This is a genomic window from Burkholderia sp. lig30 (genome assembly GCF_000687455.2).
In the GTDB taxonomy this organism is placed as follows: Bacteria; Pseudomonadota; Gammaproteobacteria; order Burkholderiales; family Burkholderiaceae; genus Burkholderia.
The window spans coordinates 1-13,868 of record NZ_JGVW01000127.1 but is presented as its reverse complement, the minus strand read 5'-3'; the positions used below and the strand labels follow the sequence as shown (position 1 = coordinate 13,868).

The following is a 13,868-nucleotide window of genomic DNA, read 5'->3' as shown; positions in this document are numbered from 1 at the left end:
CGCCGCGCGCGGCGGCCAGTGCGGCGCACATGCCGATGCTCTGAACGATGAAGGTCCTGCGGTTGGCGTTCTTCAATTTGGGTTCCTGACGAAAGTGGGGTGAGCGGTGCCGGGCGGCAGGCATGCCGCCCGGCGTAAGGATGTCGCGTGGGGTTTTACGGGTTCGGGCCCGCGTTGAGCGGGGTGGTCGAGGTGTGCGCGGCATTGGCCGTCAGCTTCGTCGCGCTCGACCCGTAGCCGTTCGAGTGCAGCAGGAAGGCCATCAGGTCCGCATACTCTTCGTCGGTCATCTTGCCGGGGCGATCCGCGGGCATGTTGGTCGCCATGTAGTCGTAGATGCCGCCGATGGTCAGGTGCGAGTTCGACAGCGGTGCGAACGACGGGCCGATCAACGCGGGCGCGGTGATGCCCTCGAGGTTCGCGCCGTGGCATTTCGCGCAGGCCTCCGCGTACAGGTGCTTGCCGTGCTCGACCTGCGCGCGGTCGAACGACGGCGCGTCGCCGGCCGGGCCAGCCGCGCCGGCCGCGTCCGACGACACCTTGATGAACCTGCCCCCGGCCGCGATGCCGCGCACCGGCAGCACGCCCGAGCGCACGATGCCGGCGGACGCGACAGCGCCGTCGAGATAGCGGTACGCCGGACGCGCCGCGCTCGCCTGCGCCGCGCTTTCCGGCAGGTTCCAGTCGCGCGTGAGCGCAGCCAGCCGCCCGTTGTCCTGCATGCGCGACAGCGCGACGTCGATGCGCTTCTGCAGCGCGGCCATCCTGGGCGCGTACGCGAACACGAGATGCCACGACGCGTACGGAGAGACCGTCGCACTGACGTGGAACTGCTGCCGCGGGTGCGCGCGGTGGTACGCGACGACCGCCGGATACCAGACGATCGCGCGCTGCGCGCGTCCGCTCGCGACGGCGTCGACGGTCAGCTCGGAGGTGTTCTCCAGATCGAAGCGGACGTTCTTCTGCTGGACCGCGATCAGCTGCGCGGGGCTCGCGTAGGTCGCCGCGACGGTTTCCTTGTCCGTCGCCGGCGCGCTCGCGTCGCGCAGCTTCACGCTGACATAGCCCGAGCGCAGGTAGCCTTGCGAGAACAGCAGGCTGGCGTCCGATGCGTCGGCGACCGACGAGCGCGGGAAGCCGGCGATCACGTCGCAATCGCGTTCGAGCGACTTGCCGAGCTCGCGGGCCGAGATGCCGTCGTCGTCCCCGTCGTCGATGCCGCGTGCAGAGAACGTCGCGGCGACGCCGGCCGTGCGGAACGCCTCGCGTGCCACCGCCTTGTCGAGTGTGGCCGACGGGCTGCCCGGCAGCAGGCAGACGCGCACGGCGGCCACGGAAAGCGCCGGCGTCAGTGCGACGCCTGCCGCGACGAGGCCGGCCGCGGCGAAATGAGTGAGTCGAGTATTCATGGTCGTGCGATCGAATGAAAGCGTGGGAGTCGCGCCCGCAACAAGCCCGCAACAGGCCCGGGCGGGCGCGACGTTAGCGGCGTGACGGCGCTCAGCCGCGGTCGAGCGCGAACACGTACAGCGTGCCGCCGCGCGGGACGTTCTCCGCGGCCTTTGCCATCGGGCCGCCCCAGATCGGGTTGGCGCCGCCATAGCCGGTGAGGATCGCGACGTACTCCTTGCCGTCGACCTCGAACACCGACGGCTGCGCGATGATCCCGCTCGCGAGTTGCGGGCTCTGCCACAGGATCTTGCCGGTCGATACGTCGAACGCGTACAGGCGGCCGTCGAGCGAGCCGCTGAACGCGAGGCCGCTCGCCGTGGTCGCGACGCCGCCGTTCCACGGCAGCTTGCTCCAGTGGCTCCAGACCTTCTTGCCCGTGTTCACGTCGATCGCCTGCAGCTCGCCGTAGCCTTCGCTGCCCGGTTCCGGCTTGATCTCGAAGCCTTCGCCGAGATACGGCAGCCCCTGCATGTAGTTCACCGACTTGCCGGACAGGCTCATGCACGCGTGCAGCGCCGGCACGATCGCGAGGTGGCGCGCGGGGTCGTACGAGACCGACCACCAGTTCTTGCCGCCGAGGAAGCTCGGGCACGTGTCGATCGTCGTGCCGACCTTCGGATATTTCGCTTCGTCCTGGATCGGCGCGCCGTCGGCCGTGTAGCCGGTCACGGACGTCGCCTTCACGAACGGCGTCGCGTAGATCAGCTTGCCGGTGTTGCGGTCGATCGCGTGGAAATAGCCGTTGCGGTCGGCGTGGATGATCGCGTCGCGTTCCTTGCCCTGGTACTGGATGGTCGCGAGGATCGGCGTATTCACGCCGTCATAGTCCCAGGTGTCGTGGCGCGTGAACTGGTAGTGCCACTTGAGGTCGCCGTTCTTCGGGTCGAGCGCGAGCAGCGAATCCGAGTAGAGGTTGTCGCCCGGCCGCAGGTCGGCCAGCCACGGGCCGGGATTGCCGACACCCCAGTACAGCGTGCGGCTCGCCGCGTCGTAGGTGCCCGTGAGCCACGCCGGCGCGCCGCCGTGCGCCTGCATGCCGTCGGGCCACGTGTCGGCGTGCTTCTCGCCGGCGCCCGGGATCGTGAAGCGCTTCCAGAGCAGCGTGCCGTCGTCCGGATTGAGCGCGGCGATGAAGCCGCGCGCGCCGTATTCGCCGCCGGAGCTGCCGACGACGATCGCGCCGTCGAGCGCGAGCGGCGCGAGCGAGAACGCGTAGCCGAGGCCGGGCTCGAACATCTGCTTCTTCCACACCAGCGCGCCGGTCTGTGCGTCGAGCGCGACGACCTCGCCGCTCAGCATCGCGACGTAGACGTTCTTGCCGTACAGCGCCACGCCGCGGTTGACCACGTCGCAGCAGGCGGTCTTGAACGATTCCGCGCCGAGCTTCGGCTCGAATTTCCACAGCTGCTCGCCGGTCGCCGCGTCGAACGCATAGACGTTGTCGCGGGGCGTCGTCACGAACAGGAAGCGGCCGTTGATGACCGGCGTCGCCTCGAAGCCCTGTTGCAGCTCGGCCGGGAACTTGTAGCGCCATGCTTCCTTGAGCGTCTTGACGTTCGACGCGTCGATCTGCTTGAGCGGCGAGTGCGCCTGGCCGTTGTAGGTGCGGTAGTAAGTCAGCCAGCCGGGATCGCTCTGCGCGTCGGTCAGCCGTTCGTAGGTCACGGCCGGATAGTCCGCGGCAGCAGCCACCGTGCCCGAATTCAGCGCGATGAGCGCCGCCATGCCGATCCCGAACGTCGCCAGTCGGCTTGCTGAGGCCGAACGTTTTTTCATAGTCGTCTCCTGAGTATTTGTCGATGCACTGCCGCGAAATTGGCTCGAACGCGCAATGGAACGATCCCGAACCGAGTGCGTTGCCGTTCTCGCAAGTCGCGTGCCATCTGCATGCCGCGCCGTGCGCGGCGCGTTGCCGCGTGCGCGGTTGCGGGATGCGGCTTTCGCGGCGCGGCCGTGTTGTGCCCGGCGATGTGTTGCATTCAGGTACACCCCGGCCGGGAGGTGTTGCCAAACATGACAAGTGGTCGGACAGGCTGCGCATTCGCGCCGGCACAACGGCTCGCGCATGGCGAGTCGCGGGCGATGCGTGCGTCGTGCCGGTTGTCGGCGGCGGGCGAGATGGCCACTGGCACGGTTCTCGCTGAATACGAGGACGAGGAGACACCGGACGATTACGGGCCGGGCGACATAAATAGACGATCAGGAGACCGTAATTGACGAATCGAGGAGAGAGGCCGCGGCACCGCCGGCGCGCGCAAGGCGCCCGGGTCACGTTGTGCGTGGGCGCGCTGCTTGGCGTGGTGTCGGGCGGCGCAGGCGCGCAGCAGGCATCCGGCGCGGATGCGCCGGCGCCCGTCGCGGCGCCGCAGGCCGCGACGGATGCGGCGCAGGCGGTCGCCACGCTGCCGGGCGTGGTCGTGGTCGGCACGACGCCGTTGCTCGGCGTCGGCACGCCGCTGTCGAAGGTGCCTGCCAACGTGCAGACGGTTCGCGCCGCGGACATCGACGCACAGCACCGCCAGACCCTGACCGACTTCTTCGCCGCGAACCTGCCGAGCGTCGCGATCGCGGACGCGCAGGGCAATCCGTACCAGGTGAATCTCAACTATCGCGGCTTCACCGCGTCGCCGGTGCTCGGCACGCCGCAGGGCATCTCGGTGTTCGTCGACGGCGTGCGCGTGAACGAGCCGTTCGGCGACGTGGTGAACTGGGACCTGATTCCCGCCGAGGCGATCGACAAGGTGCAGTTGATCCCCGGCTCGAATCCGGCCTACGGCCTGAACACGCTCGGCGGCGCGATCGCGATCACGACGAAGAACGGCAAGACCAGCCCCGGCGGCGAAGCCGAGGCGACGGGCGGATCGTGGGGCCGCAGGACCGCGCAGATCGCGCAGGGCGGCACGATCGGCCCGAATCTCGACTACTACGCGACCGCCAACGTCGCGAACGACGGCGGCTGGGCGGATCACAACGCGAGCCGCGTGCGGCAGGCGTTCGGCAAGCTGCGTTACACGGACGCGGACACGACGCTGTCGATCGCCGCGGGCGGCGCGGACAACGCGCTGTACGGCAGCCAGACGATTCCGCGCTCGTTCCTCGACAACCGCAAGCAGGCGTATACGTATCCCGACCTGAACCGCAACAGCGCCGGCTACGTCACGCTGTCGGCAGATCACTTCTTCAGCGACCACGTCGAACTGAGCGGCAACGCGTACTACCGCCATCTGCGCAACGCGAACACCAGCAGCAACAACAACACCGACTACGGCGCCGTCGCCGCCGACGGCAGCGTGGACACGCTGCAGGGCAGCAACCTGAATTCCGTGGTCGTCACCGACAGCTACGGCGCGAGCCTGCAACTGACGCTGTCCGGCAAGCTCGGCGGCATGGCGAGCCAGTTCATCGCGGGCGTCGCGGCCGACATCGCGAATTCCAGCTATGTGTCGTCGTCGCAGGATGCGTTCTTCACCGATTCGCGCGCGGCGGCCGGCATCGGCGACTTCGTCCAGCAGACCAACGCGAAGACCCGCAACGCCAGCTACGGCGTGTACCTGAGCGAAGTCCTGTCGCTGACGCCGCAGTGGGCGCTGACATTGTCCGGGCGCTACGACTGGTCGCAGGCGACGATCAGCGACGCGAGCGGGATGCAGCCGCTGCTCGACGGGCGCCACACGTTCTCGCGCTTCAATCCCGCGATCGGCGTCAACTGGAATCCGGTGCCGGGATTCACCGCGTATGCGACGTACAACGAAGGGATGCGCTCGCCGACCGCGATCGAGCTTGCGTGCGCCGATCCGGCCGCGCCCTGTTCGCTGCCGAACGATTTCGTCGCCGACCCCGCGCTGAAGCCGGTGATCTCGAAGACGTTCGAAGTCGGCGCGCGCGGCCGGATCGGGCAGGCGACGACATGGAGCGCCGCCGCCTACAGCACGACGCTGTCGGACGACATCCAGTTCGTCAGTGATGCGGCGAGCACGCAAGGCTACTTCCGCAACGTCGGCAAGACCCGCCGCCAGGGCGTCGAGCTTGCCGGTCGTACGCAACTCGGGCCGCTTGGCGTCGGCATGAACTACAGCTTTGTCGACGCGACCTATCGCACGTCGTGGACCGGGCACAGCCCGGCCAATTCGGGCGCGGACGCGAACGGCAACGTGACGGTGAAGCCGGGCGACCGCATTCCCGGCATTCCGGCGCACACGGTCAAGCTGCGGCTCGACTATGCGGCGACGCCGAAATGGACCATCGGCACGAACGTCACGTGGCGCAGCGGCGTGTACGCACAAGGCGACGAGAACAACCAGGACGTCAACGGCAAGCTCGCGAGCTATGTGCTGATCGACCTGGACACGCGTTACCGGATCACGAAGCGGCTGGCGGTATTCGCGACCGTGACGAACCTGCTCGACAAGCGGTACGCGAGCTTCGGCGTGCTCGGCCAGAACTTCTTCAACGGTCCGGGCCACACGTTCGACGGCGCGAACCCGGTCAACGAGCAGTTCGTCGGCCCGGGCGCGCCGCGCGGTGTGTGGGTCGGGCTGCGTTACGCGTGGGAGTGAGGCGGTCGCGCCTGCGGGAAATCCGGCAGGAGGCAGCCGGCTACGCGCGTTCGCAAGCCCGTCATGAGCGTGAACCGGCGCCGGCAGGAGCGAACAGCGCACGCACCGCGCGCGCGACGCTGCGGGCCAGCGCGGGATCGCTCGCCAGATGCCCCGCCCGCACGCGCTCGATGCGGGCGGCGGGCACCGCGCGAGACAAACGCGTGACGTTGCCGGGCGGACAAACGGGATCGCGCAGGCCGTGCGCGGCGAACAGCGGCACGCCCCCGTCGGCGGCGCGGCGCGCCAGCGCCAGCAGGCGACGTTCGCCGAGCCAGCAATCGTGTTGCAGGTAGTGCGCCTGTATCCGGTACTTGACGATCAGCGCATGCACCGCCTTGGGTGAGCGGATCGCGCGTGTGCGCGGGCGGCGCGTGCCGGCCGACGCGAGGATCGCGTCCTCGTAGGCCCGCCACGCCAACGCGACCGCGCGCTGGCGCGCGTGGCCGACGCCGGGGCGCAGCCGCCGCGCGCAGCACGCCAGCAACCGGCCGGGGCTCGCGCAGCCCGCCGCGTCGCACAGCCGCTTCCAGGCGCGCGGCGCGCGCGTGCGGGACGTCACGAACAGGCGCCGGACTTCGCGTTTCGACGTCAGGAAGAGGCCGCGCAACACGACGCCGGCGACATGCTCGGGGTGCTGCCCCGCATAGGCGAGCGCGAGCGCCGCGCCCCACGAACCGCCGACGACGCCCCATCGTTCGATGCCGAGCGCGCGGCGGATCGCTTCGAGATCGTCGATCAGCCGGTCGGTGCGATTGCGGCGCACGCCGCCGCGCGGGGTCGACGCGCCCGCGCCGCGCTGGTCGACCAGCACGACGCGCTGCGCACTCAGGTCGAACAGGCGCAGGATGCCGGCCTGGCTGCCGCTGCCCGGCCCGCCGTGCAGCATGACGACCGGCGTTCCGGCATCGTTGCCCGCGACCGAAAACGCGATCGACTGTCCGTCGCGCCGGATGCGCCGCGTGACGGGGGTGACGGGCGTGACGGGTGTAAGCGGCATGCGTGGCGTAGCTGGCGTGAGCGGAGTAACCGGCATGACCGGTGGCGTCGCGTGCGTGAGCGGCGTAACCGGCATAACCGGCATAACCGGCGGCGTCGCGTGCGGGAGCAGTGTATTCGTCATCACAAAGCGTGGCTGGATCGTTTGGCGAGCGGTGGACCGCGCGTCCGTCGCGCGTAACCGGGGGCATTCGCGCGACGCCCAATCAAGCCAGAAACCGCCCGCCGGCGATGATCGGGATAAGCACGAATATCGTCGTGCCGGCGATTCGCGGTATCAGGAGGGTTCGCCGGCCCGGCGCCGCGAACGCGCTATCCGATCGCTGTCGGGACCCTTCGCCACGATCGCTTTGCACTGCGCGCCGCACGCGTTGCGCGCACTGCACGCATCCGGGACGAATCCGGCACGAGACTCGCCGCTCGCCCGCGAAAATCGCGTGGCCCGAAGCTTGCTTGTCAAGACATCAAAGCGTCCGGCGAGTGACCGGAACGACCCCGGAGGAGACAATGCGCGATGACGTCCATCAGCCAGCCGGTTCGGTGGCTGTGCGAACCCCTGGCTGGCCTGCGCCGTCGATCCAGAAGGCCCATGAACGCTCCGAAACGTTCGGCCTCTGCGCGTCGGCGCGGCCGGATTACGACATCCTTTCGAACACCGCGCTCGTGCTGAAACGCGAACAGCATCGCGTGCTGTGCGCGCACGCGACGCCGGTGATGGAAACCCTGCACGACCAGATCGTCAACACGCAGAGCATGATCGTGCTGACCGATGCCGAGGGCCTGATCCTGCATTCGATCGGCGACGACGATTTCCTGCAGCGCGCGGAGAAGGTCGCGCTGCGCCCCGGCGCGAACTGGGCGGAGAGCCATCAGGGCACCAACGCGATCGGCACCGCGCTCGCGGAGCGCTGCGCGATGGTGGTCCACGGCGACCAGCACTATCTGGCGGCGAACCGCTTCCTGACCTGCTCGAGCGTGCCGATTCTCGATCCTTACGGCGACGTGATCGGCGTGCTCGACGTCACCGGCGACCATCGAAGCTATCACCAGCACACGATGGCGCTCGCGAAGATGTCCGTGCAGATGATCGAGAATCATCTTTTTACGACGACCTTTCAGGAGACCTTGCAGGTTTCCTTCCATGGAAGGCCGGAATTCCTCGGCACCCTGATGGAAGGCATCGCCGCGTTCACCTGCGATGGCCGCTTCCTGTCGGCCAATCGCAGCGCGCAGTTCCAGCTCGGCATGCCGCTCGCCGCGCTGCGCGCGCATACGCTGTCGTCGCTGTTCCAGATCACCAGCGCGCAGCTGATCGACCGCATGCGCGCCAGCACCGACCGCCATCTGACCCTGAACCTGTGCAACGGCGCAGTGGTCTGCGCGCGCGTGCAGTTCAAGCGCGCCGCGCAGGCGGAGGGCAGCCGGCCGACCGACGTGCACGATGCGAGGCGCGCGAGCGTGAAAACCGATGTGCCGCATCCGGGCGCGCCGTCGGCGGGCCTGTCGCGGCTCAGCTATCTCGACACGGGCGATCCGCAGGTCGCATCGGTCATCGCGAAGGTCCGCAAGGTGATCGGCAAGGACATTCCGATCCTGATCACCGGCGAGACCGGCACCGGCAAGGAACTGCTCGCCCAGGCGATCCACAACGACTCGCCGCGGCGCGACGGGCCGTTCGTGGCCGTCAACTGCGCGTCCATTCCGGAGACGCTGATCGAGTCCGAGCTGTTCGGCTACGAGGAGGGCGCGTTCACCGGCGCACGGCGCAAGGGCGCGCTCGGCAAGCTGCTGCAGGCCAACGGCGGCACGCTGTTCCTCGACGAGATCGGCGACATGCCGTATCCGTTGCAGGTCCGGCTGCTGCGCGTGCTGCAGGAGCGGGTCGTCAATCCGCTCGGCTCCGCGAAGACGATTCCGGTCGACATCTCGATCATTTGCGCGACGCACCGCGATCTGCGCGACATGATCGCGCAAAACCGCTTTCGCGAGGATCTCTACTACCGGCTGAACGGCCTGGTGGTGCGCCTGCCGCCGCTGCGCGACCGCACCGACCTGGCCGTCGTGATCCAGAAAATGCTGCAGAGCGAGTCGCTGACCGGCGCGAACCAGCAGCCGCTCGACGTGGCGCCCGAGGTGATGGCCATGTTCGAGCGCTGCGTGTGGCCCGGCAACTTCCGCCAGCTCGGCAACCTGCTGCGGACCGCCGCCGCGATGGTCGACGCGGACGGCGAGATCCGCCGCGAGCATCTGCCGGACGATTTCTTCGACGACCTGCGGCGCGCCGTCGTGCAGGACGTGCCTGAACTGCCCGTCGCCGTGGAGGGCGGCGGCTCGCCGACGGATGCGCGCCTGCAGGACGTGGCCGCGTCGGCGATCGCGGCCGCGCTCGCCCGCCACGGCGGCAACGTGTCCGCTGCGGCGCGCGCGCTGGGCGTCTCCCGCAATACGATCTACCGCAAGATGCCCGCCGGACACGAGCCCGGCGGCACGTCGAACGACGCATGAAGCGTCAGACCTGACGGCCCGCGACCCGGTCGCGGGCCGTTCCATTTCCCGCCACCTGTCACACACGAGTGTTTCATCCTGCAACACCCGTGTTCAACGATTAAACACCCTCGGCCCCGGGAGCGGGTGCATGCGCCGCGCATGCACGCCCGCTTAGCGCCGCGTGCGCGAACGGATCGCGAAATCCTTGTCCCGACGGGCTCCACGGCCGCGTGCGCGGCCGCCGCACCTGGATTCGCGTGCGTCGGCATGGCCTTTGCTACATCAGTAAGGACCGCTCATCTCGCGCGGTTCACAAACTGATATCGCAAACAAGGAGACACACCATGCAATGGACGACCCCGTCTTACACCGACCTGCGCTTCGGCTTCGAAATCACGATGTACATCGCCAACCGCTGATATCGCCGCGACCTGCCGCCCGCTGCGCGCATCGCGCGACGCGGGCGGCGTCCGGAACGGATGCGTATGAAGATCAAGATACTTGGTTCGGGCGCGGGCGGCGGCTTGCCGCAATGGAACTGCAATTGCGCGAACTGCCGCCAGGCACGCTACGGAACCGGCGGCGTGCAGCCGCGCACGCAATCGTCGATTGCGGTGAGTGACGACGGCATCGACTGGATTCTGGTCAACGCGTCGCCGGATCTGCTCACGCAACTGCGCGCCCATCCCGATCTGCAACCTGCTCGCGCGCTGCGCGACAGCGGCATCGCCGCCGTTGTGCTGAGCGACGCGCAGATCGATCACGTGACGGGACTGCTGATGTTGCGCGAGCGCTCGACGCCGTTGCCGCTCTATGCGTGCGCGCCGGTGCTCGAGGATCTGTCGGGCGGCCTGCCGCTGGTGCCGCTGCTCGGACATTACTGCGGCGTCGACGCGCATGCGATCGCGCTCGGCCAGCCGTTCTCGATTCCCGCCGCCGGCGGAATCCGCTTCACCGCGATCGCGGTGGACAGCAAGGCGCCGCCTTATTCGCCGCGCCGCGCGTCGGCGGCGCCCGGCGACAACATCGCGCTGCTGATGGAGGACGTCACGAGCGGCGCGCGCGCGTTCTACGCGCCCGGTCTCGCCGGCGTCACCGACGACATTCGCGACGCGATGCACAGCGCCGACCTGGTGCTCGTCGACGGCACGTTCTGGACGGGGACCGAAATGATCGACCTCGGCCTGTCGTCGAAGCACGCGGCGGACATGGGACATCTCGCGCAAAGCGCGGGCGACGGACAGCCCGGCATGATCGACTGGCTCGACGCATTGCCGGCCCGCACGCGCAAGGTGCTGACCCACATCAACAACACGAACCCGATCCTCGACCCGCATTCCGCCGAGCACGCGTGTCTGCGCGCGCACGGCATCGACGTCGCCCACGACGGCATGCAATTTCAGGTATAGACGATGAACGCACCGATCTCCGTTTCCGCATTGCACGCGACGCCGTGGAGCGCGGCCGAATTCGAAACGCGGCTGCGCGCGCTCGAATCGCGCTATCACATCCATCATCCGTTCAACCGGCTGCTCAACAGCGGCCGCTGTTCGCCGGAGCAGATTCGCGGCTGGGTGGCCAACCGCTTCTACTACCAGATCAACATCCCGCTCAAGGACGCGGCGATCCTGTCGAATTGCCCCGACCGCGAAACGCGGCGGCTGTGGCTCCAGCGCATCGTCGATCACGACGGCCAGTGCGGCGACGAAGGCGGCATCGAGGCATGGGTCAGGCTCGGCGAAGCCGTCGGCCTCGACCGTGCCGGGCTGTGGTCGCTCGCGCACGTGCTGCCCGGCGTGCGCTTCGCGGTCGACGCGTACGTCAATTTTGCACGCCGCGCGCCGTGGCAGGAGGCCGTGTGCTCGTCGCTGACCGAGATGTTCGCGCCGCAGATCCATCTGGACCGCCTGTCCGGCTGGCCGACGCATTACCCGTGGATCGAGGCGGAGGGGCTGCAGTATTTCCGCAGCCGCGTGCCGCTCGCCCGGCGCGACGTCGAACATGGGCTCGCGGTGACGCTGGACCATTTCAGGACGCCGGACGCGCAGCGACGCGCGCTCGAGATCCTCCAATTCAAGCTGGACATTCTCTGGTCGATCCTTGATGCGGTCGAAAAGGCGTATCCCGTATGAACACCAATCATGTCGCAAGCGGCGTGCCGCTGCGTCCCCGCCTGCGGGGCCTGTACCGCCTGCAATGGGAAGTCGCTCAGGATGCCTATGTACTCCTCTATCCGGAAGGGATGGTCAAGCTCAATCCGAGCGCTGGCGAGATTCTCGCGCGCTGTGACGGCACGCACGAGCTGGACGACATCATTGGCGAGCTCGAGCATCTGTTTGACGCCTCCGATCTGGCAACGGACGTCTGCCGCTTCCTCGATCATGCCCGGCTTCGCGGCTGGCTCGACTGACATGAAACACGACATCGCCCGCCCGTCCGCGCCGCTGTGGCTGCTGGCCGAGCTGACCTACCGCTGCCCGCTGCATTGCGCGTTCTGCTCCAACCCGGTCGATTTCGCGCGGCATGGCGAGGAGCTCGATACCGCGACCTGGATCGAGACGATCAGCGCCGCGCGCGAGCTCGGCGCCGCGCAGATCGGCTTCTCGGGCGGCGAGCCGCTGCAGCGCGACGACCTGGAGACGCTCGTCGAGCATGCGCGCGACCTCGGGTTCTACACGAATCTCATCACGTCCGGCATCGGCCTGAATGCGGCGCGCATCGAACGGCTCAAGGCCGCCGGGCTCGACCACATCCAGCTTTCGCTGCAGGACTCGACGCGCGAGCTGAACGATTTCCTGACCGATACCCGCACGTTCGAGCTGAAACGGAGCGTCGCGCGGCTCATCAAGTCGAACGGCTACCCGATGGTGCTCAACTGCGTGCTGCACCGCTTCAACCTGCCGCACGTCGGACAGATCATCGAGATGGCGCTCGACCTTGGCGCGGATTATCTGGAACTCGCGAACACGCAGTATTACGGCTGGGCGATGCTCAACCGCGATCAGCTGATGCCGACCGCCGAGCAGTTGCGCGAGGCCGAGGAGACGGTCAACCGCTATCGCAAGCTGGTCGGCGAGCGTTGCCGCATCCTGTTCGTCGTGCCGGATTATTTCGAGGAGCGTCCGAAGGCGTGCATGAACGGCTGGGGCTCGGTGTTTCTCGGCGTCGCGCCGGACGGCACCGCGTTGCCCTGCCATGCGGCGCGATCGCTGCCGGGTCTCGCGCTGCCGAACGTGCGCGACACGTCGCTCAGGGAGATCTGGTACGAGAGCGACGCGTTCAATGCGTTTCGCGGCGACGGCTGGATGCGCGAGCCGTGCCGGAGCTGCAACGAGCGCCACACGGACCACGGCGGCTGCCGGTGCCAGGCGTATCTGTTGACCGGCGATCCGGCGGCGGCCGATCCGGTGTGCGCGAAGTCCCCGCATCACGAGCGGGTCGTGCAGGCGGTGCAGCTCGCGCGGCAACCCAGGCTGGACGATGGGGAGCGCCCGATGGTGTTTCGCAGCAGGGAGAACTCGCTGGCGCGTTGAATGCCCGCGGCCGGGCCGCCCGGATTGCGTGAGCGGGTGGGCGCGGCCGCGGCGGCCTGGTCGAGGAAGCCGGATCGTCGCGCCGAGGCGGAGAGCGGGATGAGGCTTCCTCTGGCGGACGGCAAGACGGCAAGACGGCAAGACGGCAAGACGGCAAGACGGCAAGACGGCAAGACGGCAAGACGACGGGGCAGCGGGGCAGCGGGGCAGCGGCGTGGCATGGCGTGGCGGAGGCGGTCTGCCGCGTTGCGCCGGGAGACGATGAGCGTAGGCGGAATGGCAATGATTAACGATTTCGATCTGCACTCCTTTGCATGTCGGCGACCGGACGGCCATATGTCGGCAGGTCGTGCCGGCGGGGACGCGTGGCGATGAGGCCGGCTGCCATGCAGGCGACGCGCGCGGTGTTCGCCGACGGTGCCGGCGGGCTCCGCATCCGGCGCGGGACGTGGAAGCTCGCGGCGATCATCGGCGGTGTGTGCGCGGTGCACGCGACGCTTCTGGTGACGCTGACGCGCGAATCGTCGACGCGGATCGAGCCTGTACCGGTTCGCGTCATTCAAGCCGAGTTGATTCCGGGGGCGACGGGCGCGGATCGGCATGTTTTCGAGCCTCGCCCGATTCTTCGCCCGGAGGCGACACGGGCACCGGCATCGCAGATGCCCGCCGACACGGCGCAGACACCGAGGCCGGCGGCGCGCGAACATGTGACGCAAGTCGCTCCGCGCGCGCCGGCCGCGAAGGTGGCCGCTATCGAGCCGCCGACGCCGACGCCGACGCCGACGCAGACGCAGACGCAGAC

The 13,868-nt window shown here is 68.5% G+C and carries 10 protein-coding genes and 1 pseudogene; 8 read left to right on the top strand and 3 right to left on the bottom strand.

Annotated features, from left to right (window positions below; all coding sequences use genetic code 11):
• Positions 1-155 precede the first annotated feature (155 nt).
• Both LIG30_RS23150 and LIG30_RS23145 read right to left on the bottom strand, forming a co-directional pair.
• A complete protein-coding gene (locus LIG30_RS23150) occupies positions 156-1,409 on the bottom strand; it encodes a c-type cytochrome (protein ID WP_038715866.1) in 1,254 nt (417 codons plus the stop codon).
• Positions 1,410-1,500: 91 nt separating this feature from the next.
• Positions 1,501-3,228: a methanol/ethanol family PQQ-dependent dehydrogenase gene (locus LIG30_RS23145; protein ID WP_038715864.1), complete on the bottom strand. Its 1,728-nt coding sequence runs from the start codon at positions 3,226-3,228 to the stop codon at positions 1,501-1,503.
• A gap of 437 nt (positions 3,229-3,665) precedes the next feature.
• On the opposite strand from LIG30_RS23145, the gene LIG30_RS23140 reads away from it, so the two are divergent.
• Positions 3,666-6,008, top strand: a complete 2,343-nt coding sequence (locus LIG30_RS23140) for a TonB-dependent receptor (RefSeq protein WP_038715863.1) — start codon at positions 3,666-3,668, stop codon at positions 6,006-6,008.
• Between the two features lie 61 nt (positions 6,009-6,069).
• Here LIG30_RS23140 and LIG30_RS23135 read toward each other — a convergent pair whose 3' ends face one another.
• Positions 6,070-7,047 (bottom strand): alpha/beta fold hydrolase, encoded by a 978-nt coding sequence (locus LIG30_RS23135; protein WP_235510376.1) that lies wholly within the window; start codon positions 7,045-7,047, stop codon positions 6,070-6,072.
• A 506-nt stretch (positions 7,048-7,553) separates the two neighbouring features.
• Here LIG30_RS23135 and LIG30_RS23130 point away from each other — a divergent pair.
• The 7 genes and pseudogenes from LIG30_RS23130 to LIG30_RS23105 all read left to right on the top strand — a co-directional run.
• On the top strand, positions 7,554-9,551 hold the full coding sequence (locus LIG30_RS23130; RefSeq protein ID WP_038715861.1) for a sigma-54-dependent Fis family transcriptional regulator: 1,998 nt from the start codon (positions 7,554-7,556) through the stop codon (positions 9,549-9,551).
• Between the two features lie 326 nt (positions 9,552-9,877).
• A complete protein-coding gene (gene pqqA, locus LIG30_RS25730; RefSeq protein WP_006485436.1) occupies positions 9,878-9,952 on the top strand; it encodes a pyrroloquinoline quinone precursor peptide PqqA in 75 nt (24 codons plus the stop codon).
• A gap of 66 nt (positions 9,953-10,018) precedes the next feature.
• On the top strand, positions 10,019-10,942 hold the full coding sequence (pqqB, locus tag LIG30_RS23125) for a pyrroloquinoline quinone biosynthesis protein PqqB (RefSeq protein WP_038715860.1): 924 nt from the start codon (positions 10,019-10,021) through the stop codon (positions 10,940-10,942).
• 3 nt (positions 10,943-10,945) lie between these two features.
• A complete protein-coding gene (gene pqqC / locus LIG30_RS23120; RefSeq protein ID WP_038715858.1) occupies positions 10,946-11,665 on the top strand; it encodes a pyrroloquinoline-quinone synthase PqqC in 720 nt (239 codons plus the stop codon).
• The gene (gene pqqD / locus LIG30_RS23115) at positions 11,662-11,943 is read left to right on the top strand and encodes a pyrroloquinoline quinone biosynthesis peptide chaperone PqqD (protein ID WP_038715857.1); all 282 of its coding nucleotides are present in this window, start codon (positions 11,662-11,664) and stop codon (positions 11,941-11,943) included. The genes pqqC and pqqD overlap by 4 nt, the downstream gene beginning before the upstream one ends.
• A 1-nt stretch (position 11,944) precedes the next feature.
• Positions 11,945-13,066, top strand: coding sequence for a pyrroloquinoline quinone biosynthesis protein PqqE (gene pqqE, locus LIG30_RS23110; protein ID WP_038715855.1), 1,122 nt, complete (start codon positions 11,945-11,947; stop codon positions 13,064-13,066).
• 386 nt (positions 13,067-13,452) lie between these two features.
• A pseudogene (locus LIG30_RS23105) lies at positions 13,453-13,868 on the top strand (hypothetical protein); the annotation flags it as partial.

What these genes read in the sequence shown, in the direction of transcription:
- LIG30_RS23135 (WP_235510376.1), bottom strand. Translation starts at nt 7,047, where the DNA reads ATGCCGCTTACACCCGTCACGCCCGTCACCCCCGTCACGCGGCGCATC.
- pqqC (WP_038715858.1), top strand. Translation starts at nt 10,946, where the DNA reads ATGAACGCACCGATCTCCGTTTCCGCATTGCACGCGACGCCGTGGAGC.
- pqqE (WP_038715855.1), top strand. Translation starts at nt 11,945, where the DNA reads ATGAAACACGACATCGCCCGCCCGTCCGCGCCGCTGTGGCTGCTGGCC.
- pqqD (WP_038715857.1), top strand. Translation starts at nt 11,662, where the DNA reads ATGAACACCAATCATGTCGCAAGCGGCGTGCCGCTGCGTCCCCGCCTG.
- LIG30_RS23145 (WP_038715864.1), bottom strand. Translation starts at nt 3,228, where the DNA reads ATGAAAAAACGTTCGGCCTCAGCAAGCCGACTGGCGACGTTCGGGATC.
- LIG30_RS23130 (WP_038715861.1), top strand. Translation starts at nt 7,554, where the DNA reads ATGCGCGATGACGTCCATCAGCCAGCCGGTTCGGTGGCTGTGCGAACC.
- pqqB (WP_038715860.1), top strand. Translation starts at nt 10,019, where the DNA reads ATGAAGATCAAGATACTTGGTTCGGGCGCGGGCGGCGGCTTGCCGCAA.
- LIG30_RS23150 (WP_038715866.1), bottom strand. Translation starts at nt 1,409, where the DNA reads ATGAATACTCGACTCACTCATTTCGCCGCGGCCGGCCTCGTCGCGGCA.